This window comes from Shimia sp., from assembly GCF_965227725.1.
In the GTDB taxonomy this organism is placed as follows: domain Bacteria; phylum Pseudomonadota; class Alphaproteobacteria; order Rhodobacterales; family Rhodobacteraceae; genus Shimia.
In genome coordinates this window covers 196859-221137 of the sequence record NZ_CBDDGH010000004.1, presented here as the reverse complement: position 1 = coordinate 221137, position 24279 = coordinate 196859, and the positions used below count along the sequence as shown (strand labels likewise).

Genomic DNA, 24279 nt, shown 5'->3' with positions numbered 1-24279 from the left:
TTGGAATTAGTTCCCGGCGCTTTCCATTTTGCGGTGCGCGATGACGTCTTCCAGCCAGCCGAGTTTCATTTCCGGTACAGAGCTCAGCAAAAGATCGGTGTAGTCGTCAAATGGCGGGCTCAACACGTCGGTTTTGCCGCCGTATCGGACAACCTCGCCCTGATACATCACGGAAATTGAGTCCGCGATCGCCTTCACCGTGGCCAGATCGTGGGTGATGAAGAGATACGCGACGTCCTCGATCTTTTGCAGATCCAAAAGCAGTTTCAGGATGCCATCCGCCACCAGTGGATCGAGCGCGCTTGTCACCTCGTCACAGATGATCATCTTGGGCTTTGCAGCCAAAGCGCGGGCAATACACACACGTTGTTTCTGGCCGCCTGAAAGCTCCGCCGGATACCGATCAATGAACTTCTCGCCCATTTCGATCTCATCCAAAAGCTCGATGATGCGCTTGCGCTTCTCTGCGCCTTTGAGACCGAAGTAGAACTCCAACGGACGACCAATGATCGTCCCCACGGTTTGGCGCGGGTTCATCGCGACATCCGCCATCTGGTAGATCATCTGGAGCTCACGCAAATCTTCGCGCGAACGTCCATCAAGATCAGGGGAAAGATCGCGGCCAGCAAAATGGATGGTCCCATTTTTGGGCGGCAAAAGCCCTGTGATCACCCGGGCCAACGTCGATTTGCCGGACCCGCTTTCCCCCACAACCGCGAGGGTTTGGCCGGGGTGAAGCTCGACGTTGATGTTCTTGAGAACGTCAAAGTTGGTTCCTTTGTAGCGTGCGGTGATGTTCTGAACTTTAAGTACCGGCTCAGGGGTCGCCTCTTTCTCCTGATGGTCGATCGAGCGAACCGAGACGAGCGCTTTGGTGTAATCCTCCTGAGGGTCGTTGATGATCTGATCAACGGGGCCATATTCGACCATGTCGCCCATCTTGAGCACAAGGATATCGTCGCTCACCTGCGCCACAACCGCGAGGTCGTGCGTGATATAAAGCGCGGCGACGCCCGTGTCTCGTATGGCCTCTTTGATCGCCATAAGCACGTCGATCTGAGTTGTCACATCCAACGCTGTGGTTGGTTCATCAAACACAACCAGATCCGGCTCCGGACAGAGCGCAAGCGCTGTCATACAGCGCTGCAGCTGCCCCCCGGACACCTGGTGGGGGTAGCGATTGCCGATGTTCTCCGGGTCCGGCAGGCCAAGTTTGCGGAAGAGTTCAACGGCGCGCGCCTCGGCTTCCTTCTTGGAGAACTTGCCTTGCACCACGGCAGCTTCAATCACCTGATCCATGATCTGCTTGGCTGGGTTGAAGGAGGCCGCAGCGGATTGGCTGACATAGGTGACCTCACCGCCGCGCAGGCTGCGAATGTCGCCGTGCCCGGATTTCAGGATGTCGCGGCCATTAACCCAGACTTCCCCACCGGTGATTTTGACGCCGCCACGGCCGTAAGCCATAGAGGCCAGGCCAATGGTGGATTTGCCGGCACCGGATTCCCCGATGAGGCCAAGCACCTTGCCCTTTTCCAGCTCAAAGCTCACCCCGTGCACGATTTCGATATCTTGGGGCTTTTCGCCGGGGGGATACACCGTCGCGCCAATCTTGAGGTCTTGGACTTTTAGAAGCTTGTCGCTCATCCGCGGCCTCCCTTCAGCGATGTGGTGCGGTTCAGGATCCAGTCCGCAACGAGGTTGACGGAGATCGCAAGTGTGGCAATGGCCACAGCCGGGTAAAGGGCTGCACCAATGCCATAGACGATGCCGTCAGCGTTCTCTTTCACGATACCGCCCCAGTCCGCTTGCGGCGGTTGTACGCCGAGACCCAGGAAAGACAGTGTGGAGACGAAGAGCACCATGAAGATAAAGCGCAGGCCCATTTCCGCGATCAGAGGGGAGAGCGCGTTAGGAAGGATTTCGCGGAAGATGATCCAGCCGCGGCCTTCGCCTCGGAGTTTGGCGGCTTCCACATAGTCCATGACGTTGATGTCAACGGCCACAGCACGTGCCAGACGATAAACGCGCGTGGAGTCCAAGAGACCCATGACGATGATCAGAACCGGAACGGTCACCGGTGTGACTGACAGTACCACAAGTGCGAAGATCAGCGATGGGATCGACATGATCAGATCGACAAACCGGCTCATGGCCTGATCTGCCCAGCCACCAAGAACAGCGGCAAGGAAGCCAAGGACCGATCCAGTGGTAAAGCTCAGAATGGTGGCTGCAGTCGCGATAAAGATTGTGGTGCGCCCGCCATAGATCATACGGCTCAGCAAGTCGCGGCCGAGGTTGTCCGTGCCCAGTAGGAATTCACTGGACGGTGGCAACCATACATTTCGGCTGACGATTTCAGCCATACCATAAGGTGCGATCCATGGGGCGAAAATGGCCACCAGGAAATACAGCGCGGTGAAGAAAAGCCCGATCAGGGCGGCGATGGGTATTCTCATCTGGAGACCTCCCTATTTCGGATGCCGCAAACGCGGGTTGGTGACGATGGAGACAATGTCGGCGATCATGTTCATGCCGATGTAGACCGCAGCGAATATCAAGCCGCAGGCCTGAACCACAGGAATGTCCCGCTTGGACACGTGGTCCACCAGATATTGCCCCATGCCGGGATAGGTGAAGACCACCTCGATCACCACAACGCCAACCACAAGGTAAGCCAGGTTGAGCATGACAACATTCACAACCGGCGCGATGGAGTTGGGGAAGGCATGTTTCCAGATGATGGTGAACATGCGCAGGCCTTTCAGCTCAGCCGTCTCGATATAGGCGGATTGCATCACATTGAGGATCGCAGCGCGGGTCATGCGCATCATGTGGGCCAAGACAACAAGGGTCAGAACTGCAATGGGAATGCTGATCGTGTGCAGCTTCTCACCAAGGCTCATACTGTCGTTGATGGTTGTCACCGATGGCGCCCATCTCAGGCGAACTGAAATGAAGAAGATGGCCACATAAGCGATCAGAAACTCAGGGACGGAGATCGAAGCCAAGGTAACGGCGGAGATCATCTTGTCTGGCCAGCGTTCGCGGTAGCGCACGGCCAAGAGGCCCAGCAAAATCGCGAGAGGCACAGCAATGATGGCTGCCCAGAACGCCAGGAACAATGTGTTCCCAAGGCGTCTGCCAATGGATTCTGTAATGGCCTTTCCGCTGGTCAAAGAGGTCCCGAGGTCGCCTTGGACAAGGCCGCCGAGCCAGTCAAAATAGCGTTGTACGGGAGGGTCATTTACGCCGAGCTCTTCGCGCAGGTTGGCGAGTGCCTCAGGCGTAGCGGATTGACCGAGAATTTGTTGTGCCACGTCCCCTGGCAAAATCAGCGTGCCAGCAAAGATCAGGATCGAGACGAGGAAGAGCAGAAGGAGGCCCAGCGCGATGCGCTGGGCCAAAAGTTTCAAAAGGAGCGACATATCAGGCGGTCACCCACATACGCTGTGCCGCGTAGCCGTTCATGAGCGAGAAGCCTGCAACGCCTTCGACCCAGCCGCCGAGCTTGTCGGTGTAGGCGTCAATGAAGTCGTTGAACATCGGGCAGATCAGGCCGCTTTCGTTGCGCACCATGGTGCCCATGTCAGCATACATCTGCTTACGCTTGGTCTGGTCAAGCTCCGCACGTGCCGCGATCAGCAGCTGGTCAAACTGTTCGTTGTTGAAGCGCGTGTCGTTCCAGTCTGCGGTGGACAGATACGCGGTGGTGAACATCTGATCCTGCGTGGAGCGGCCGCCCCAGTAGCTGGTGCAGAACGGTTTGCTGTTCCAGACTTCAGACCAGTAGCCATCGTTTGGCTCACGCTTGATTTCCAGCTCGATTCCGGCGGCTTTCAGAGATTGCTGGAACAGAGCCGCAGCATCCGGCGCGCCGGGGAAGGAGTTGTCGGAGGTGCGCAGAAGAACCGGACCGGAGTGGCCGGATTTCTTGAAGTATTCTGCGGCTTTCTCCGGGTCATACTCGCGCTGCTCGATTTCCTGATACATCGGGTACGCGGCATTGATTGGCGTGTCGTTGCCAACAGAGCCATAGCCGAACAGGATCTTGTCGACCATTTCCTGACGGTTGATGCCGTGCTTCAGCGCCATCATCAGGTCCGGGTTGTCAAACGGTGCAGTGTTTGTGTGTGCGATAAACACATAGTGGCCGGGGCCTGCGGTGGAGGCGACAGTGATGTTTGGCGCGCGTGCCACCAGACCCGCGGTGCGCGGTGGCACACGGTCAATGATGTCAACCTGGCCGGATTGCAGCGCAGCTACACGTGCAGTGTTGTCGTTGATCACCAGCATTTCGATGGTCTGCGCGTGGCCGAGGTCACCCCAGTAGTTCGGGTTCTTCTCCGCAACAAAGCGCACGCCCATATCAATCTCTTTCATGATATAGGGGCCGGTGCCGATGGCTGCGTCTGGCGCATCCTTGCCGCCGTTTGGCTGAATGATCAGGTGGTAGTCGCTCATCAGATACGGCAGGTCAGCGTTGCCGTTGTTGAGCTCGATGATCACATTGCGGCCGTCGGCGCGGACGCCTTTAATGTCACGCAGCAAGCCAAGCGCACCGGATTTGGTGTCTTCGCCGGAGTGACGATCAATGGTCGCTGCCACATCTTCTGCGGTCACGGATTGACCGTTGGAGAAGGTGATGCCGTTGCGAACGGTGAAGGTCCAGGTCTTGGCGTCGGCAGAAGCTTCAAAGCTCTCTGCGACTTTGCCCTGCAGGCCGCCATCGTCGGTCAATTCAACGAGTGGCTCGCCCCACATGCGGATCAGGTTCACGGCCACGGTGTTGGTCGCCAGTGCGGGATCCATGCTGTCCGTGGTGGAGCCGCCTTGCAGACCAATGCGCAATGTGCCGCCCTTTTGCGGACCTGCTGCATGAACTGCGGTGGACAGCATTGTGTTGGCTGCGGCAGCGGATACACCAAGCGCGCCAGCGCGACCCAGGAAGGTGCGGCGTGACAGTTTCCCCAACGCCGCCTGGCGGCTCAGGTACTTAAGTTCGTTGTTCATTTGGAGACTCCCATGCTGATTTTGTCGTTTTCTGACATGCTGCGATCCGAACGCGACTCAAAGCAAGGAAAATGTGGCAGTGCTGACAAAGTTTTTAGAGGGGCAAAACGCCCGCTAACTCTGTGAAATGGGGGTATTCGAAAACCGGCCTTTTGCGCGCTGAAACCGACATATTAAATGGCCATTTAAAAAATTGTAGGGTTCAGAGAGGTATGCGCGTCAGGCAATGTATCGCCGGTTTGGCCCTCGTTTGCACGCAAAACAGGCAAGTGTCGCCCCTGAAGTGTTGCTTTGTAGCCACAAAGTCTGCGATCAACGCCTTTCGAGTTGACCGCAGACCGTGATTTTTTGTTGCGCGAAGGTGGCTACTCCGCCGCCACACTCCGTTGGGCTGATTGCAGCAGCGCGGCGAGTTCTGGCTTGCAGGAACCGCAGTTTGTTCCCGCCAACAACGCTGCACCAATGATGTCAACCGACATCAGGTTTTGCGTTTCGATCGCGCTCAGAATGGTGTTCACCCCGACACTGAAACACGCACAAACAGTTGGCCCGGGATCGGGTTGTCCCGCGCTTGGTCGACCAAGCAACACAGTTTCGCTTGTAGTGCCCAGCTGACTTCCTGCGAAACCTCGGGAGACCGAAACGGGGCGGTCACTAACAAACAAAGCGCCGATCAGGACGCCATCTTTGTGAAGCGCAATGCGCGCTGAAACACGGGATGTGTCCAAAACGCTGGAGATTTCCGCATCCGGTGCCTCAAACAACGCACGGGCGTAGCGCTCCCAGCACTCTGGTGTGCCTTGATGCGCCAGCTCATATTGCCAACCTGCCTCGACGCGCGATTTGGCCCAATAGTCTGAATTTGGCTGAAGCTCGCGCTGAGATACCGCAAACCCATACCATTTGGGCGCGAAGGGATGAATGGCCACTTTGGCAGCCTTGCTGTCGGGCTGTCCGGAAAAAGGATCTGTTTTTGGTGTCACAACATCGGAAATGCGCCCGCTTGGAGCGGTTGTGGCGGTCCAATGTATCGGAGCAAAGACATCTCCTTTTGCCACACGATCCGTGATCAAAACGCGCAGGATGGATTGGCCGTGCGCATTGCTGAGCTTCGCCAAATCCGCAGCTCTCAAACCAAGCGCAAGCGCGTCTTCTGGATGTATCTCCAGAAACGGCTCGCCATAGTGCTGGTTCAGGCGCGACGCTCGTGCGGTGCGGGTCATTGTGTGCCACTGATCGCGAATGCGCCCCGTATTGAGCCGGAATGGCGCGTCCTTTGATGGCTCTTGTGAAGCGGGTTGCGCGACAGGAAGCATATTGGCCCGCCGCGTTGGGGTGAAGAAACCACCATCTTCGAACATGCGGTCGGAAGGTGTTTTGCTTGCCGGATACGGCCAGCGCGTGGGCTGCAGCGCGTTGTAGCCTGCGTCTGACAAATCCGCGAAACCAGATATGTCGAAGTCTTTGCCTTGTGCTGCGGCAGTCCCTGACAAAGCTGCATGTTCGCGGAAGATTTGCGCCGGTGTTTCAAAATTGAACGCCTCAGCAAAACCCATGCGTTGCGCCACGCCACAGATCGCCTGCCAATCATGGCGGGATTCTCCCGCAGGTGGGAGGAAGCCGCGTTGGCGGCTGATTGTGCGATCGGAATTGGTGACGGTGCCGTCCTTTTCGCCCCAGCCTGTCGCGGGAAGCACCACATCTGCCAGTTCGGCGGTATCAGTGTCGCCAAACATATCGGAGACCACAACAAAGTCGCATCCGGCAATGGCGGCGCGCACCGCTTTGGCATCAGGCATGCTGACGGCGGGATTTGTGCACATCACCCAGAGTGCCTTGACCTTGCCCTCGCCAATCGCACGGAACAGATCGACAGCCTTAAGGCCAGCTTTTTCCGGAAGTGTCGGCGACTGCCAGAAACCTTGCACGACCGCGCGATGATCGGGGTTTTCGATGTCGAGATGGGCCGCGAGCATGTTTGCCAACCCTCCCACTTCGCGCCCGCCCATGGCATTGGGCTGCCCGGTGACAGAAAGCGGCCCCATGCCAGCTTTACCAATGCGTCCGGTGGCAAGGTGACAGTTCAGGATCGCATTGACCTTGTCGGTACCGTGATCTGATTGATTGACGCCCTGGCTAAAGACGGTGACGGTTTTTTCGGTTGTCAGCCAGAGCTTGACGAAGGTTTCAATGTCACACGCGGACAGGCCTGTTGCCTCAACAGATGAACCGCTCGCCGCATCCAGCGCTTCGTCAAAGCCAGCAACGTGCTGCCCAACGAAGGACGTGTCTACTACGCCCTGTTCGTAGGACTTCTGAAGAAGGTGATTGAACAGCGCCACGTCTGTGCCCGGGCGCAAGGAGAGATGCAGATCGGCAATGTCACAAGTGGCTGTGCGACGCGGATCGACCACCACCACTTTCATCTCGGGGCGTTCTGCCTTCGCGGCCGCAATCCGTTGGTAGAGAACCGGGTGACACCACGCCAGGTTGGAGCCGGTCAGAATAATCAGATCCGCCAGCTCCAGGTCCTCATAAGTACCAGGAACGGTGTCTGTGCCAAAGGCGCGCTTATGGCCTGCCACGGTCGAGGCCATGCAGAGCCGCGAATTCGTGTCGATATTGGCCGTGCCCATGTAGCCTTTTATGAGCTTGTTGGCGACGTAGTAATCCTCGGTCAGCAACTGCCCGGAGACATAAAACGCCACGGCGTCGGGTCCGTGCTCGGCGATGGTTTTGCGGAATCTCTCCGCGATAAGATCAAGTGCGCTGTCCCAGCTTGCCGCCTCTTTGTCGATCAGGGGCGTCAACAACCTACCTTCGTTGGAAACGGTTTCTCCCAACGCAGAGCCCTTCGAGCACAAACGCCCGAAATTGGCGGGATGCTCAGGGTCACCCTTGACCGCGAGCGCCCCATCCTCCGTTGGTGTCGCCAAGACCCCACAGCCTGTGCCGCAGTAAGGGCAGGTGGTGCAGACAGTCTGGCTCATTCCGCAGCCACACCTGTTGTCAGCGCGCTGGCATCCAGCAAGACACGTCCTTCAACAACCTGCGTTGCATAGGTGTCGATCTGACCTTCGTCTGCCCCCTGCGCTTCACCAGTTTCCAGGGAAAACACCCAGTTGTGCAGCGGGCATGTGACTTTCTTGCCGTGCACGATGCCTTCCGACAAGGGGCCGCCTTTGTGCGGGCAGCGATCGGAGGTGGCAAAGACCTCGGCCTCATCGGTGCGAAACACAGCAACACAGCCCACGGCCGTTTTGACAATGCGTGCCCCGCGCAGAGGAATGTCGGTCACGTCACAAATGTCGATCCAGCTCATTCCGCAGCCTCCAGTGTCAGGTTTGCAATCGGTTGATAGGTTTCCGCCTTCTCACGCGCATGTTCTGCCCATGGATCGGCGCGGTAGACGGATTGGGAAGTCTCGAACCGTTCGGCCAGCGCCTTGCGGTTCTCAAGATCTTCCACAATCTGCTCTTTGACCCAATCCAGCCCAACCTTGTCGACCCATTTCCAGATACGATCCAGATACTTGGCGTTCTCGCGGTAGATCTGCGTCATGGCAGAGATCACCTCGATGGCTTCTTCCTCTGAGGCCACCTTGCAAAGCATTTGGGTTTCCTTGACTTCCATGCCTGCAGCACCGGCAACAGACACCTCATAGCCTGAGTCCACACAAATCACGCCAATGTCCTTGCAGGTCGCCTCCGCGCAGTTGCGTGGGCAGCCAGAGACCGCGAGCTTGAGCTTATGCGGCGTCCAAGATCCCCAGAGGTGCTTTTCCAGTTTGATGCCAAGCCCTGTGCTGTCCTGTGTGCCAAAGCGGCAGTGGTCGGTGCCGACGCAGGTTTTCACCGTACGCAGGCCTTTGGAGTAGGCATGTCCGGAGACCAGCCCCGCTTGGTTCAGATCAAACCAGATCGCGGGCAGGTCTTCTTTCTTCACGCCAAGCAGGTCGATACGCTGGCCACCGGTGACTTTGACCGTTGGCACGTCAAACTTATCCGCCGCGTCTGCAATCGCGCGCAGCTCGTCTGGGGTGGTGATCCCGCCCCACATGCGCGGCACAACCGAATAAGTGCCATCTTTCTGAATGTTGGCGTGGTTGCGCTCGTTCACAAAACGGCTTTGTGGATCATCCGCATAGTCCAGCGGCCAATCCGCCAGAAGGTAATAGTTGATCGCGGGGCGGCACACGTGGCAACCGTTTGGCGTGCTCCACCCCAGTTCCTGCCAAACGGCCGGTTGGGATTTCAACTCGCGGGACTTTATCAAGCGCCGTACATCCTCGTGGGTGAGGTCGGTGCAGCCGCATACCGATTTGGCAGCTGGCATGACAAAATCATCACCCAGAGTGACCGAAAGCACTTGCTCCACAAGCCCGGTGCAGGTTCCACAGGACCCGGAGGCCTTTGTCACTGCCCGAACATCTTCCAAAGTGGTCGCGCCATTGCCAATGGCGTCTACGATCTGACCTTTACATACGCCGTTGCAGCCGCAGATTTCTGCGTCAGCCGGTAAGGCTGCAACGGCCGCCATAGGGTCCAGGGAGTCGCCCCCCTGATAGGCCGGGCCAAAGATCAACGTGTCGCGCATTTCAGAGATGTCTTCGCGGTCTTTGATCAGCCCGAAGAACCAGTTTCCATCTGCGGTATCGCCGTACATCACCGCACCAACGATGCGGTTTTCCTCAATCACAAGACGCTTGTAGACACCTCGTGCCGGATCGCGGAACACGATGTCTTCGCGCCCCTCGCCATCGGCAAAATCACCGGCGGAGAAGAGATCACAGCCGGTCACCTTGAGCTTGGTTGCCACCTCTTTGTTCACAAAGGCGGCCTCTTCGCCAAGCAGTGTTTTTGCCAGCACCTTGGCCTGATCAAAGATCGGTGCCACGAGTCCAAAGACATCGCCGTTGTGCTCAACACATTCACCAAGCGAGAGAATATTCTCATCAGAGGTGATCATCTGGTCATCCACGTGGATGCCGCGCCCGGTTGCGAGGCCGGCGTCAGAGGCCAATGCGACAGAAGGGCGGATGCCCACTGCCATCACCAGAAGATCACAGGGCAATTCGGTGCCGTCATCTAGAAGCAGCGCTTTGACTTTGCCGTTTTCGCCAAGGATTTCCTGGGAGTTGGCAGAGCATTTGACGGTGATGCCTTTGTCCACCAGCGCCTTGCGCAGCAGGTAGCCTGCCGCCTCATCAAGCTGGCGTTCCATCAGGTGGCCCATGATGTGCACGACGGTGACATCCACACCGCGCAAGGCCAGACCTGCAGCTGCTTCAAGGCCCAACAACCCGCCGCCGATCACCACGGCTTTGGCGTCCGGCTTGTCGCCAAGGGCGATCATGGCGTTGGTGTCTTCCAGATCGCGGTAGGCAATCACGCCGTCCAGATCATGACCAGGGAGCGGGATGATGAACGGGTTTGAGCCGGTGGCGATGACCAGCTTGTCATAAGACAGCACATCGCCAGTGTCTGAGGTCACAGTTTTGGCAGCGCGGTCGATGTTCACAACCTTCTCGCCAAAGCGGCAGGTGACGCCGTTTTCCTCATACCACTCCGCGGTATGGGTGACGATTTCCTCAAAGCTCTTGTCTCCGGAGAGGACGGGAGAGAGCATGATGCGGTTGTAGGTTCCGCGTGGTTCGGCGTTGAACAAGGTGACGTCATAGGCGTCCGGCGCTTGTTCAAACAGGTGCTCAAGAGCGCGGCCCGCGGCCATGCCTGCACCGATGATGATAAGTTTCTGTGTCATATTCACTCCGCAGCGATGGCTTTGGCTACTTTGGGCTTTGGCTTCGCGCCGTGTTCATATTCCTCAAGGAAATCAAGAACATACTGGCGGTAACGGTAATAGTCTGGATGCTCGAGCAGCGCCTGACGGCTGCGCGGGCGGGGCAGATCCACGTCGACGATTTTGCCGATGGTGGCCTGCGGGCCGTTCGTCATCATCACCACGCGGTCTGCCAGAAGGATGGCTTCGTCCACATCATGGGTGACGCAGATGGCGGTCACCTTGGTGCGGTCCCAGACTTCCATCAGAACCTCCTGCAGCTCCCAGCGGGTGAGACTGTCGAGCATCCCGAAAGGCTCATCCAAGAGCAGCAGTTTGGGGGAGAGGGCAAAGGCGCGGGCGATGCCGACGCGTTGTTTCATGCCGTTGGACATGGAATGCGCCGGGCGATCCATGGCGTCGGCCAGACCGACACGCTCCAGATAATATTCCACCACGTCCTGACGTTCGCCCTGACTTGCTTTGGGGTAGACCTTGTCCACGCCAATCGCGACGTTCTCTTTGGCGGAGAGCCAAGGGAAGAGATTGGGGGATTGGAACACCACAGCGCGTTCCGGATCTGCGCCTTCAACGTGGCGACCATCCAGACGGATGCCGCCTTTGGAAATGGCGTTCAGACCGGCGGCCATGGTCAGCACTGTGGACTTGCCACAGCCGGAGTGGCCAATCAGCGAAATGAACTCACCGCGTTGAATTTTAAGGTCAAAATCCTCCACCACGGTCAGTGGACCTTTGGGGGTGGGGTAGATTTTGTGCAGCTGGGAGAAGTCGAGGAAGTTGTGGTCGATCATACCCTTCTGGGCATCTTTGACCGCCGCAGGCACGCCGTGGATCGGGGTCACGTCAGGCAGAACCTTGGTGCCTTCGGCCTTGGCCTCGATGCCCACGTCCATCAGGTATTTTGTCACCTCGGCGCGCAGCTTTTTGAAACCTTCGTGGTGGTTCATTTCCATCCGGTCGCGGCGGCGCTCGATGTTGACTTTGAACTCGCGGCCCAGCGTGCCGTCTGGGTTCAGCGCGATGATACGGTCGGCCAGAATGATGGCTTCGTCCACATCGTTTGTGATCAGCACGCAGGTCTTTTTCTCAGCGTCCCAGATGGCTTCGATCTCATCCGCCAGATTGGCACGGGTAAGGGCGTCAAGCGCGCTAAGAGGTTCATCGAGAAGCAAAACTTCGGGGTTCATCGCCAGTGCGCGGGCGACGTTCACACGCTGGCGCATGCCACCGGAGAGCTCTGCCGGACGCCGTGCGGTGGCGTGGCTGAGGCCCACCATGTTGACGTAATGCGCGACTTTCTCTTCCTTTTCTGCCTTGGGCATTTTCGGGAAGACGCTGTCCAGTGCGAGGCGGACGTTGCCGTTCACGGTGAGCCAGGGCATCAGCGAGTAGCTTTGGAAGATCACGCCACGTTCCGGGCCGGGGCCGGTTATGGGTTTGTCCTTGAAGCTGACGGTGCCTTTGGTGGGCATCTCAAGGCCCGCCATGAGGTTGATCAGCGTGGTTTTGCCGGAGCCGGAGAAGCCCAGGAGAACGAGGAACTCGCCCTCCTGCACTTCGAGATTGATGTCCTTGAGCACGTGGGTGGTGTGGGTGCCTTCACCGAAGCTCTTGGAAACATTTTCAAATTTCAGAACACTCATCTTTTTGACCTCACCGGTTTGCGCTGAAGGTGAAGAGCGACTGGATCGCGTACATCAGGCGGTCGAGCAGGAAGCCGATGATGCCGATGGTGAAGACGGCGACCATGATTTTGGCGAGCGAGCTGGAGGAGCCGTTCTGGAATTCATCCCAGACAAATTTGCCGAGACCCGGGTTCTGAGCGAGCATCTCTGCGGCGATCAGAACCATCCAGCCAACACCGAGCGACAGGCGCAGGCCGGTGAAGATCAGGGGCAGGGCGGAAGGCAGCACCAGCTTGGTGATTTTGGTCCATGTGTTCATCTTCAGAACCTTGGAGACGTTCACCAGATCCTTGTCGATAGAGGCCACACCCAGAGAGGTGTTGATCAGAGTTGGCCAAAGAGAACAAAGGGTTACGGTGATCGCGGAGGTCAGGAAGCTCTTGGAAAACAGGCCGTCATCCACGGTGTAGGTGGCGGACACCACCATGGTCACGATGGGGAGCCATGCGAGTGGGGAGACCGGTTTGAAGATCTGGATCAGCGGGTTGATGGCGGCGTTGGCGTAGAGCGAGAGGCCCGCCATGATGCCCAGAGGGATCGCAATTGCGGAGCCGATTAGGAAGCCGAAGAACACAGTTTTGATCGAAGTCCAGATCTGATCGTAGTAGCTTGGGCTGCCTGTGTATTTGATATCTTTGACTTTTTCCGGCTGGCCGGCGGCGATGAACTTGGCGTTGCGCTTCTCGACGCGCTCCATGAATTTCGCTTCTTTGGCGGCCTTGGCCTGGGCGTCTTCGTGCAAATTGACGGCTTCGGTCCAGACCTCTTTGGGGCCGGGCACGGCGCCGAGGGAGGTTTGCACCTTGGGGGCGAGGTTTCCCCAGAGCACCAAGAACACGCAGATGGCGAGCAGCGGTACGCCCAAAAGGCGCCAGATTTCAGTGGCTTGAGCCTTTGGGTTGTCGCCTGCGGCGGCTTTCAGGATCGGGGTGATGAAGCTCAGGCCGAGGACTTGGAACCAAGCGTCGGCCTTGTTGATGCGGGTGAAGAGACGGGCGCGCTTGGCTTCGCGGTCTTCCTCAGCAATGGATTGTGGGTCGATTGTGGTCATGGGAATGTCCGTGGCTATGAGTGGCGGCTTTGAGTGGCTTGGGGCGCTGTTGCGTGAATGGTTAACGGCGAAATGGCACGTCGGTATTGCGTCGGTATCGCGACTGTTTCGCGTAGGTGGAAAAACGCGGCACGGGCAAAACTTAATCGCCCGTGCGTTGCGTCGCCGGAAAGGGGAGCGATCCTTCCGGCGACGGAGCCGATCAGCCCTGTACTTCGGTGCCGACGACGCGCTGGTCGCCTTTCAGACCGATGGGCAGGCTGTCGAGGTAAGCGTTCGGGGTGCGGCCGTCGTAAGTGATGCCGTCGATGATATCCTCAGCCGGGGTCGGCGCTTTGTAGCCGTCGCTGTCCCATGGGAAGTCCGCTTCGTTGGCGAGACCTTCATCCACCAGCAGGCGGGCGGCTTCGAGGTAGATCGCAGGCTTGTAGACAGACTTCGCCACTTCGTCATACCAGCTGTCCGGCTTGGCCTCCGCGATCTGGCCCCAGCGGCGCATCTGGGTCAGATACCAAACCGCGTCGGAGTAGAACGGGTAGGTCGCGTTGTAGCGGAAGAACACGTTGAAGTCCGGCACGTCGCGCTTGTCACCTTTTTCATATTCAAAGGTGCCGGTCATGGAGTTGGCGATCACGTCGTAGTCTGCGCCCACATATTCCGGCTGGCTGAGGATGCGCACCGCCTCTTCGCGGTTGGCGTTGTCGTTTTCATCCAGCCACATGGCGGCGCGGATCAGGGCCTTGGTCACGGCCAGTGTGGTGTTTGGATATTTCTCGGCAAACTCGGCGTTCAGGCCGAAGACTTTCTCCGGGTTGTTCTTCCAGAGTTCGTAGTCGGTGATCACAGGCACGCCGATGCCTTTGAAGACGGCCTGCTGGTTCCAAGGTTCGCCCACGCAGTAGCCGTAGATGGTGCCCGCTTCCATGGTGGCCGGCATCTGTGGTGGCGGTGTGACGGAAAGCAGAACATCCGCGCCGATCTGGCCGGTGATGTTTTCAGGAGAATAGTAGCCTGGCTCCAGACCACCGGCGGCGAGCCAGTAGCGCAGTTCGTAGTTGTGGGTGGAGACCGGGAACACCATACCCATGTTGAAGGGCTTGCCCTCAGAGGTGTATTTCTCGACGACCGGCTTCAGCGAAGCTGCGGAAATCGGGTGCTGTGGGCGGCCGTCGTCCATCAGAGGCACGTGCGGTTTCATTTCCTCCCAGATCTGGTTGGAAACGGTGATGCCGTTGCCGTTCAGATCCATGGAGAAGGGGGTGATGATGTGCGCTTCAGTGCCGTAGCCGATGGTGGCGGCAAGCGGCTGACCTGCGAGCATATGTGCGCCGTCCAGCTGACCGTCGATCACACCGTCCAGAAGAACTTTCCAGTTTGCCTGTGCTTCCAGCGTGACAAACAGGCCTTCGTCATCGAAGTAGCCCTGCTCATATGCCACGGCGAGCGGCGCCATGTCGGTGAGTTTGATGAAGCCGAACGTCAGCTCGTCTTTCTCAAGTTCCAGTTCGGCCATGGCCGGGGTCACGAACATGGTCGTGGCCGCGAGGATGGAGGCAATGCGTTTCATCTAGACTGTCCTTTTGTTTGCCCTGTTGGAGGAGATGGGCGGGGAACGAAAAAAGCCGCTGACCAAGAGACCGCGGGAGGAAGTGCGGTGTCAGGTCGAGCGGCTTTGCTCAGAGTGTCCCCGGCTTCGGGGGCTGATTTTACGGAACGCCCTTGTTCCGTCTTGAGACCATTTGGCGGATCACGACGCGTTGGCTCAAGCGCGAATCGCCGGTTTCTTGCTGCGTCGCCGCATGACGCGGGGTGATTGCCTATTTTTTAATCACTCAGGATGGGCGGGGTCGAAGATGCGCCCGTCAAAGAAGCGATCCGGACCCAGGGTGAGCGGCCCATTGGTGGCCTTCATGGCGGTTGGATGCGCCAGCGCGCCTTCGCATTTCTCAGAGGCCGCGGGCAGCACAGCGCCCAAGGGGGCGAGGTGGCGGCGGTAGAGATCGGAGCGGAAGACCGAGGCGGCGGTGGCGGCGGATTGGGCGCGGTCCAGCCCGAAGCGGGCGGCCATGCGGGTGCCGATCCAGGCGGCCTGACTTTTCCATGGGAAGGTGGCGGCGCTGTCAAAGAACTCCAGCATACGCGGCACGCAGTGGTTGGCCGCGCTTTGGTGGGTGAGCATCTGGCCGCTCAGCGCGCGGTCGAGGATTTCGGCGGAGACGTCGAGATATTCGGGCCAAGCCAGAATGTCGGAGGCGGTGGAGCGTTTCGCCGGATCGGCGAGCCAGCGGCCAGCCTTCCAGACGGCGCGCATCAGGCGCCCGGTGAGATCATCCTCGGCCTGCGCCCAATCGCGGCGCACGGCCAGCACTTTCTCCGGGGTGAAATTCCAGATCGCGGCCCCGGCGAGCAAAAGCCGCCCGCCGCCCTGTTCCACGGTGATGGAGCCCCATGGCTCGCCCACGCAGAAGGCGTCGATCTCGTCCGCGGCGATGGCTTGGGCCATCAGCGGGGGCGGGATGATCCGCATGTCCAGCGCCTCGGGGGTGTTGAGGCCGGAGCTGGCCAGCCAGTAGTGCAGAAGCTCCGCGTGCATGGAAAACGGGAAGGGCACACCGACGCGCAGGGTGCGGCCCAGATTGGCCAGCGCCTGACCGGCCAAAGTGGCGTCTAGAAAATCGGGCAGGGGGTGTTTGGCAGAGAGCTCGGCGGCCAAGCCGTTGGAAATGCCGATGGAATTGCCGTTGACCGAGAGCACGCAGAGCGCGTCGAGCTTGGTGGGCACACCGCCCAGACCCAGCGCCATGGCCACCGGCACCGGCGCCAGCATATGGGCGGCCTCGATCTGTCCGAGCACCAGCCGGTCGCGCAGGGTGGACCAGCTAGGCGCGCTTTGCAGATGAAGGGAGAGGCCTTCTTCTTCGGCAAAGCCCAGCTCATGGGCGACAATCAGAGGGGCGGCATCGACCAGCGGCATGAAGCCCACGGAGAGCGGCAGGGTTCTCATGACAGAAGCTCCGATGCGGTCACAAGGGCCTGGGCGACATCGACAATTTTCTTGCCCTGGCTCATGGCGGTTTTGCGGATGAGGGCGTAGGCCTCCTCTTCCGGCAGGCCGCGCGCGCGCATCAGGATGCCTTTGGCGCGGTCGATGATCTTGCGTTCCTCAAGGGCGCGTTTGGTGGCAGCGAGCTCGTTGCGCATGCGGGCAAACATGTGAAACCGGGCGATGGCGGCATCGAGCACCGGTTTCACGCGGTCGGGATGCATGCCGTCGACCACATAGGCGGACACGCCCGCCTCGATGGCCGCCTTTGTCAGACTGTCGTCTGAGCGGTCCACAAACATCGCCACCGGGCGCTCCAGCGGCGAGGATGCCAGGGTGAGCGCGTCAATCGCGTCGCGGCTGGGGTTGGCCACATCCACCAGCACAAGATCGGGGTTCAATTCGGCCACAGAGCGGGCCAGACCAGTGGATTCAGAGAGCACCCGGATGTGGTGGTCTCCGGTCTCGGTCAGGCTGTCGATGATGGCTTCGGCCCGATGTTTGTCGGGCTCCACGACGAGGATGGTGAGCTTGGCTGTCACGGGTGGTTGTTTCCGGGGCGGCTGTGGCGGTTGCCCCGTGATAGTGCCGCAGTGCAGCGAAGGGCCACGCAGGGGAGGCCTGCGCGGCGGGTGTGACGCAGTGTGCTGCTTGGTTTTTGGGCGGTTTGAGGGGGGATTGATGATTATTGTAGCGTTTTAGATGCAGCGCCCGCCGTCGACTTCCATCAGCGTGCCGGTGATCATGGAAGCTTCATCAGAGCACAGGAAGGCCGCGGCGTTGCCCATGTCTTCGGGCTGAGAGAAGCGGCCGAGCGGGATGGTGGAGAGGAATTTGGCGCGGATTTCAGGGGTGTCCTCGCCCATGAAGGATTTCAGAAGCGGGGTTTCCCCTGCCACGGGATTGAGCGCATTGACGCGGATGCCATGGGGGGCGAGCTCTACCGCCATGGCTTTGGTGGCGGTGTTCACCCAGCCTTTGGAGGCGTTGTACCAGTTGAGGTTGGGGCGCGGGGAGAGGCCTGCGGTGGAGGAGATGTTGAGGATCGCGCCAGCCGCGCGGGACTTCATATGGGGAATGAGCGTCTGGGCGATCAGGTAGATGGATTTGCAGTTCACCGCAAAGACGCGGTCAAAATCGCTCTCCGTGACGGTTTCCATCGGGGCAGGCAAATGCGTGACCCCGGCGTTGTTCACCAGAATGTCGATCTGTCCCCAAGCGCCAAGTGCGGTGTCGATCATGCCCTGCACGCTGCTGGCATCGGCCACATCCACGGTGCAGGGGATGGCGTTTTCATGCTCGGCGGCTTTGGCACTGGCGGCCTCGCCGTTGATGTCCGCTACCAGCACCTTGGCGCCTTCAGCGAGGAATTTGTCGACGATGCCCGCGCCAAAGCCCTGGGCGCCTCCGGTGATGATGGCGGTTTTGTTATGAAGACGCATGTGTTGGTCCTTTTTATCTGGGCCGGGGCAAAGAGGGAGATGCCTCCGGCGGGGATATTTGCGGAATGAGAAGCCTAGCCGTGCAGTGCGGCCACGGTTTTGAGTCGGGAGAAGTGGAAGAGGGCTTCAAAGCCTTTTTCGCGGCCGTGGCCGGAGTGGCCGGTGCCGCCGAAGGGCAGCTCCACACCGCCGCCTGCGCCGTAGTTGTTGAGGAAGACCTGACCGGCGTTGAGCTGTTTGGCCAGACGCATCTGACGCGCGCCGTTCTGGGACCAGACCGAGGCGACAAGGCCATACTTTGTGCTGTTGGCGATGGCGAGCGCCTGCTCTTCGCTGTCAAAGGGGATGAGCACCTGAACCGGGCCGAAGATTTCCTCCTGCGCGAGGCTGTGATCGGGGGGCACATCGGCAAAAAGCGTTGGGGGCACATAATGGCCGGGGGCGTCGGTGGCGATTTCGCCTTGGGCGGCGATGGTCAGGTCTGCGCCTTTGGTGAGGAAGTCTGACACAATGTCTTTTTGCCGTGCAGAGATCAGAGGGCCGAGGGTGGCATCCTCCATCGCGGGCGCGGCGCGCATCGCCTTATAGGCGTCGGCCATGCGGGATTTGACCTCTTTATAGACGCTGCGCTCCACCAGAATGCGGGAAGAGGCCGAGCAGGTCTGGCCTGCGTTCTGGATGCCTGCGTTCACAAGGAAGGGCAGGGCGGCATCGAGATCGGCATCCGCAAAGACCAGCTGCGGGGATTTGCCACCCAGTTCCAGTGTGACCGGCACGACGTTTTCCGCGGCGGCGGTTTGCACAAGGCGGCCGGTGTTCACCGAGCCGGTGAAGGAGATGTGGTTCACATCGGGGTGGGCGGCGAGCGCGGCCCCGGCCTCTGCCCCCAGACCGGGCACCACATTGAGTGCGCCGTCAGGCAGGCCTGCCTGTTGCGCCAGATCGGCAAAGGCCAGTGCGGTGAGGCAGGCCTCTTCGGCGGGCTTGAGAACACAGGCATTTCCCATGGCGAGCGCGGCCCCGACCGAGCGGCCAATGATCTGCATCGGATAATTCCATGGCACGATGTGGCCGGTCACGCCAAAGGGCTCGCGCAGGGTGTAGACGGTGTAGCCATCCAGATAGGGGATGGTTTCGCCATGCACCTTGTCAGCTGCGCCGCCGTAGAACTCCATATAGCGCGCCAGTGCAGTGACATCGTTGCGCGCCTGTGTCAGCGGTTTGCCCACGTCCTGCGCCTCTAGCCGGGCGAGTGTTTCGGCGTGTTCCATCACAAGCTGGCCGATGCGGGTGAGGATGCGCCCGCGCTCGACAGCGGTGGCGCGGCCCCAGTCGCTGTTGCGCGCGGCCTGTGCGGCGGCCACGGCGGCGTCGATGTCTGCTTTGGCACCGCGGGCGATGGTGGCGAGTGGGCTGCCGTCTGAGGGGTTGGTCAGCGCCAATGTGTCGCCGGAGAGGGCTGGTTGCCATGTGCCGCCGATGAGGCATTTGGACGGGTCAAACCAGAGATCGGAAGTCATTTAGTATCCTTTGAGGGAATGCGTTGGAGGAAATTTCGCAAGAGGTTGAAATAGGTGTCAGGGGCGTCAAACTCCGGCAGGTGGCCGCAGTTTGGCAGGCAATGGTGGGCCGCGTCGCTGTGGGTGAGCGCGGCGGTGATGGTCTCGGAAAAGGCGCTGGGCATGATCGGGTCTTTGTCGCCGCTGATGACCAGGCTGGGGCAGGTGACTTTGGCGAGCGCTGCGCGGAAATCAAAGCGGCCCATTTCATTGGTGGGACCGTTGAAATGCAGGGCGACCGGGTCTTTCATCAGCACGCGGGACCAGAAGTCGGGCTCTATCGCGGTTTGGGTATAGTGGGGGACGCAGATCTGGCCGTAGGTGGCGCGGGAGTCGGATGTGGGGTTGCCCCAGTAGTTTTGTGCCGCTGCCTGTGCCGCGGGGCCGACCAAATGGCCAAAGGCGTTGTAAATCGTGGGGAAATCGACCTTTGCGGTGGTGTTGGACAGAATGAGGCCCGCGAGGCGATCAGGGTATTTGGTGGCAAAGGCCTGCGCGACAAAGCCGCCAAAGCTGCCGCCGTAGACAATGGGTTTTGCGATGTCGAGCACGTCACAGAGGGTGGCGAGGTCGTCGGCCCATTGGTCGAGCGTCCAGAGCGCGGGATCGCCATCGTCAGAGCGGCCATTGCCGCGGTGGTCAAGATAGAGGATGTGGCAGAGGTCGGAGAGTGCGGCGGCGTAATGGGGCTTGAATATCGAGTGATCCGCGCCGGGGCCACCGTGCAGCAGGATCAGCGTGGGTTTCTGCCGCAGCGTGGGGCCGTCTGCGACCCATTCCGGCCCGTCAAAATCCACAAACAGGCGCACGCCATTGATCAGAAGCCTCATGCGGGGGCCTCCTCTATGGCGAGCCTAGGCAAGACAGGGGCGGCGGCGATCAGGCTTTGGGTGTAGCTGTGCTGCGGAGTGGCAAAGACCGCTTCGGTCGCGCCTTCCTCGACGATTTCACCGTTTTGCATGACCAGCACGCGGTCTGTGACGGTACGTACCACAGAAAGGTCGTGGGAGATGAAGAGATAGGCGAGGCTGTGGCGCCGGGAGAGATCGGCGATCAGGTCGAGAATTTGCGCGCGGATGGAGACATCCAGCGCAGAAACCGCCTCGTCAAAGATAATGAGCTCGGGGCGGGTGATGAGGGCGCGGGCGATGGCGATGCGCTGGCGCTGGCCGCCAGAGAACTCGTGGATGTATTTTTGCGCGTCCTGAGGCGTGAGGCCGACATCGGTGAGGACCTCGCCGATGAGGCTCTGCAGGGCCGCGCCTTTGGGTGGGTTTTGCACCAGATGGAAGGGTTCTGTCAGGATGCGGGCAACGCGGTGGCGCGGGTTGAAGCTGCTGTAGGGGTCTTGGAACACCACCTGCGTTTTGAGACGCAGTGCGGCGGGCATGGCTGCGCTGACCGGATGGTCAAAGGCGGTGATCTGGCCGCTTTGCACCGGCTCCAGCCCCAGAATGGCCCGTGTTAGGGTCGATTTTCCGCAGCCGGACTCGCCGACCAGCCCGACACGTTCACCTTGGTGAATGGTGAAGGACACATCGTTGACGGCGCGGTGGAAGGCGCGGGGGGCAAAGAGTTGGGTGCGGGGCCGGGCGTAGTCCCTGACGGCGTTTTGCACTGTGAGGATCGGGGCAGGTGTGTCCTGCGGCGTTGGCAGGTCGACGGTGTGGCCTGAGGCCTCAAAGAGCGCGCGGGTATAGGGGTGCTGCATATTGGCGAGCAGCTGTTGGGTGGCGCCTTGTTCGACAATTTCGCCTTTGCGCATGACCACGATGCGGTCGGCCATATCGGCCACCACGGCGAGGTCGTGGGTGATCATCAGAAGGCCCATGTCAAACTCGGCAACGAGATCTTTCAACAAATCGAGGATGCGGGCCTGGGTGGTGACGTCGAGCGCGGTGGTCGGCTCATCTGCGATCAGCAGGCGCGGGCGGCGAGCGATGGCCATGGCGATGACCACGCGCTGGCGCTGGCCGCCGGACAGCTCATGCGGGTAGCGGCTAAGGGGGAAGCGGTCTTGCGGCAGGCCCACACGGGTGAGCATGGCGGCGGCTTGCGCCATGGCCTCGGCCTTGGGCGCGCCGGTGTGGATGCGGATGGTCTCTGCCACCTGTGTGCCGATGGTCTGCAGCGGGTTGAGCGCGGTCATCGGCTCCTGAAACACCATGCCGATGTCATTGCCGCGCATGGTGCAGAGGTCGAACTCGGACTGGGTCAGCAGATCGGTGTCGTTGAGCAGGATGTGGCCGTTTGTTTCTGCGGTGTCGGGCAGGAGCTGCATCACCGCGAGGGCGGTCATGGATTTGCCGGAGCCGCTTTCGCCGGTGACCGCGAGGATTTCGCCCGGGTCTATGGAGAAGGTGACATCGTGCAGGATCGGGACGGAGCCGATGGTGAGGGAGAGGTTTTGCACAGAAAGCAGGGTCATGTGCGCACCACGCGGATTTTGGGGTCAAGCCAGTCGCGCAACCCGTCGCCCAGGAGGTTGAGGCCCAGCACGGCGGAGATGATGGCGAGGCCGGGGATCAGCGCGAGGTGGGGTGCGAAAGAGACCATGGTTTGCGCATCTGCCAGCATGCGGCCCCATGAGGGGGTGGGGGGCTGTGCGCCAAGGCCGACATAGCTGAGGCCAGCCTCAGCCAGAATGCCGAGGGAGAACTGGATGGTGCCCTGCACGATCAGCAGATTGGCGACATTGGGCAGGATGTGCTCGACGCTGATGTGGGCGCGGGATTTGCCTGCGACGCGGGCTGCGAGGATGAAATCACGTTGCCAGAGCGGTAGTGCGCCTGCGCGGGTGAGGCGGGCAAAGACCGGCACGTTGAAGATGCCGATGGCGAGGATCGCGTTGACTGCGCCGGGGCCGAGGATGGCGGTGATCAGGATGGCGATCACGAGGCTGGGGAAGGCAAAGATCAGATCGTTGCCGCGCATGATCAGCTCATCAGTCCAGCCGCCTTGCCGCGCGGCGGCCCAGAGGCCAAGGGGCACGCCAAGGCCCATGCCGATGCCCACAGCCACCAGAGCCACGGCGAGCGAGGTGCGCGCGCCGACCATGATCATTGAAAAGATGTCGCGGCCGAAGTGGTCGGTGCCAAACCAATGCAACGCGCTGGGCGTTTGCAGCTTGTTGGGGATGTCCATCGTGGTGATGTCATAAGGCGTCCAGACAAAGCTTATGAGCGCGGCGCTGACCACGATCAGGCAGAGTAGTCCGCCAAGGAGGATGTTGCGCGACAGGCTCATGTGCGGGACCTCAGGCGGGGATCAATCGCGGCATAGGCGAGATCGACGAGGAAGGTGACGAGGATCACCAAGAACACCAAGAGCATGACCACGCTTTCCACCACGATGAGATCGCGGGCAGAGATCGACTGAAAGATCAGGCGGCCGAGGCCGGGCAGGAAGAAGACCTGTTCGATGATGATCGCGCCTGCGAGCAGGAAAGAGAACTGCATGCCGATGATGGTGAGCACCGGGATCATGGCGTTGCGCAACCCGTGGCGCAGCAGGGCCTGACGGCGGGAGAGCCCTTTGGCGCGGGCGGTGCGCATGAAGTCTTCGCCAAGCACATCCAGAAGCGAAGAACGCATGACGCGGGCGAGGATGGCGGATTGCGGCAGCGCCAGTGCGATGGCGGGCAGGGTGAGGGATTTCATCGCCGCGCCAAAGCCTTTGTCCCAACCGACAAAGCCCCCGGCAGAGAACCAGCGCAGGTTGATGGCAAAGATCAGGACCAGCATCATCGCAAACCAGAAGTTTGGCACGGCGATGCCAAATTGAGTTGCGCCCATCACCGCCATGTCCCCCGGTTTGCCGCGGCGGGAGGCGGCGTAGATGCCAGCGGGGAAGGCGATCAGGGTGGACAGGGTGAGCGCATAGAGCGCCAGTGGCAGCGAGACCCAGATGCGGTCGCCTATCATCTCTGTCACAGGTGTGCGGTAGGTGTAGGAGAGGCCAAAATCGCCCTGCAACATGCCACCCACCCATGTGAGGTAGCGCTCAAACTTGGGCACATCCAGACCCAGCTCTGTGCGCAGGGCTGCGATGGTGTCGGGCTGGGCATTGAGACCCAGCATGAAGCTCGCCGGATCGCCAGGCACCACCTCGATCACAAAGAAGATCACGAGGGAGGCCACGATCAGGCTGAGCCCTAAAGAGAGCGCGCGTTTGAGAGTGTAGCGGAGCATTGGGGTGTTGGTTAGAGCGGTTGGTTTCAGATCGTTGCGGCGGCGGGCATCAGGTCGGTGGTGTCAGGTAGTCGGCGTCGGTGACATGTTCGAGCCAGTCCGCGCCGGAGCCGTCTTTGACCTGTTGCATGGCAAGATGGCACATGCCGGTTTCCGGTGCTGCGCCGTGCCAATGCTCCAAACCGGGTTCGATCCAGATGGTGTCGCCGGGGCGGATGGTGCGGGGGGCTTCGCCACGCAGCGCAATCAGGCCGACGCCGGAGAGCACATGCAGGGTCTGGCCCACGGGATGGGTGTGCCATGCGGTGCGCGCGCCGGGCTCAAAGGTGACCCGTGCAGCAAAGAGCTCGGACGGCGGGCGGCTTTCGGTGATCGGGTCAAGACGCACCGTGCCGGTGAAATACTCCGGAGCGCCTGCGCGGCTTGGCAGGCTCCCGGCGGGGATATGGTCGATCATGGCAAAGACCCTTCTAGGTCAATGAGGCAAATGCCGGAGC

19 protein-coding genes are annotated in these 24279 nt (G+C 60.2%); all 19 read right to left on the bottom strand.

The annotated features are described in order from the left end of the window. Positions 1-6: 6 nt before the first annotated feature. Entirely contained in the window at positions 7-1644 is a 1638-nt protein-coding gene (locus tag ACO07T_RS08895; RefSeq protein ID WP_422049100.1) for an ABC transporter ATP-binding protein, read from the bottom strand. Next, complete coding sequence (locus ACO07T_RS08890; protein WP_422049099.1) at positions 1641-2456, bottom strand: ABC transporter permease; 816 nt, start codon at positions 2454-2456, stop codon at positions 1641-1643. Before ACO07T_RS08890 ends, ACO07T_RS08895 begins: the two co-directional genes overlap by 4 nt. A gap of 12 nt (positions 2457-2468) precedes the next feature. Beyond that, positions 2469-3425: an ABC transporter permease gene (locus ACO07T_RS08885; RefSeq protein ID WP_209059410.1), complete on the bottom strand. Its 957-nt coding sequence runs from the start codon at positions 3423-3425 to the stop codon at positions 2469-2471. A 1-nt stretch (position 3426) separates the two neighbouring features. Continuing rightward, entirely contained in the window at positions 3427-5010 is a 1584-nt protein-coding gene (locus ACO07T_RS08880; RefSeq protein WP_422049098.1) for an ABC transporter substrate-binding protein, read from the bottom strand. A gap of 365 nt (positions 5011-5375) precedes the next feature. Beyond that, on the bottom strand, positions 5376-8000 hold the full coding sequence (locus tag ACO07T_RS08875; protein ID WP_422049097.1) for a molybdopterin-dependent oxidoreductase: 2625 nt from the start codon (positions 7998-8000) through the stop codon (positions 5376-5378). Beyond that, complete coding sequence (gene nirD / locus ACO07T_RS08870) at positions 7997-8332, bottom strand: nitrite reductase small subunit NirD (protein WP_422049096.1); 336 nt, start codon at positions 8330-8332, stop codon at positions 7997-7999. Before nirD ends, ACO07T_RS08875 begins: the two co-directional genes overlap by 4 nt. Next, complete coding sequence (gene nirB / locus ACO07T_RS08865; protein WP_422049095.1) at positions 8329-10773, bottom strand: nitrite reductase large subunit NirB; 2445 nt, start codon at positions 10771-10773, stop codon at positions 8329-8331. Before nirB ends, nirD begins: the two co-directional genes overlap by 4 nt. Positions 10774-10775: 2 nt before the next feature. Next, a complete protein-coding gene (locus tag ACO07T_RS08860) occupies positions 10776-12455 on the bottom strand; it encodes an ABC transporter ATP-binding protein (protein ID WP_422049094.1) in 1680 nt (559 codons plus the stop codon). A 10-nt stretch (positions 12456-12465) separates the two neighbouring features. Then, a complete protein-coding gene (locus ACO07T_RS08855) occupies positions 12466-13548 on the bottom strand; it encodes an ABC transporter permease (RefSeq protein ID WP_209059436.1) in 1083 nt (360 codons plus the stop codon). A gap of 202 nt (positions 13549-13750) precedes the next feature. Continuing rightward, the gene (locus ACO07T_RS08850; RefSeq protein ID WP_209077114.1) at positions 13751-15115 is read right to left on the bottom strand and encodes a CmpA/NrtA family ABC transporter substrate-binding protein; all 1365 of its coding nucleotides are present in this window, start codon (positions 15113-15115) and stop codon (positions 13751-13753) included. A 261-nt stretch (positions 15116-15376) separates the two neighbouring features. Then, entirely contained in the window at positions 15377-16552 is a 1176-nt protein-coding gene (locus ACO07T_RS08845) for an ABC transporter substrate-binding protein (RefSeq protein WP_422049093.1), read from the bottom strand. Further along, positions 16549-17133 (bottom strand): ANTAR domain-containing response regulator, encoded by a 585-nt coding sequence (locus tag ACO07T_RS08840; RefSeq protein ID WP_209059445.1) that lies wholly within the window; start codon positions 17131-17133, stop codon positions 16549-16551. The genes ACO07T_RS08845 and ACO07T_RS08840 overlap by 4 nt, the downstream gene beginning before the upstream one ends. A gap of 156 nt (positions 17134-17289) precedes the next feature. After that, complete coding sequence (locus ACO07T_RS08835) at positions 17290-18033, bottom strand: SDR family oxidoreductase (RefSeq protein ID WP_422049092.1); 744 nt, start codon at positions 18031-18033, stop codon at positions 17290-17292. Positions 18034-18107: 74 nt separating this feature from the next. Next, complete coding sequence (locus ACO07T_RS08830; RefSeq protein WP_422049091.1) at positions 18108-19553, bottom strand: aldehyde dehydrogenase family protein; 1446 nt, start codon at positions 19551-19553, stop codon at positions 18108-18110. Then, the gene (locus ACO07T_RS08825; protein WP_422049090.1) at positions 19550-20422 is read right to left on the bottom strand and encodes an alpha/beta fold hydrolase; all 873 of its coding nucleotides are present in this window, start codon (positions 20420-20422) and stop codon (positions 19550-19552) included. Before ACO07T_RS08825 ends, ACO07T_RS08830 begins: the two co-directional genes overlap by 4 nt. Next, positions 20419-22020, bottom strand: a complete 1602-nt coding sequence (locus ACO07T_RS08820; protein WP_422049089.1) for an ABC transporter ATP-binding protein — start codon at positions 22018-22020, stop codon at positions 20419-20421. The genes ACO07T_RS08825 and ACO07T_RS08820 overlap by 4 nt, the downstream gene beginning before the upstream one ends. Further along, a complete protein-coding gene (locus tag ACO07T_RS08815) occupies positions 22017-22832 on the bottom strand; it encodes an ABC transporter permease (RefSeq protein WP_422049343.1) in 816 nt (271 codons plus the stop codon). The genes ACO07T_RS08820 and ACO07T_RS08815 overlap by 4 nt, the downstream gene beginning before the upstream one ends. A 2-nt stretch (positions 22833-22834) precedes the next feature. Further along, positions 22835-23782 carry an ABC transporter permease gene (locus ACO07T_RS08810; RefSeq protein ID WP_422049088.1) on the bottom strand — a complete coding sequence of 316 codons (948 nt, stop codon included), beginning with the start codon at positions 23780-23782 and terminating at the stop codon, positions 22835-22837. A gap of 49 nt (positions 23783-23831) precedes the next feature. After that, positions 23832-24239: a (R)-mandelonitrile lyase gene (locus ACO07T_RS08805; protein WP_422049087.1), complete on the bottom strand. Its 408-nt coding sequence runs from the start codon at positions 24237-24239 to the stop codon at positions 23832-23834. Positions 24240-24279: the final 40 nt, after the last annotated feature.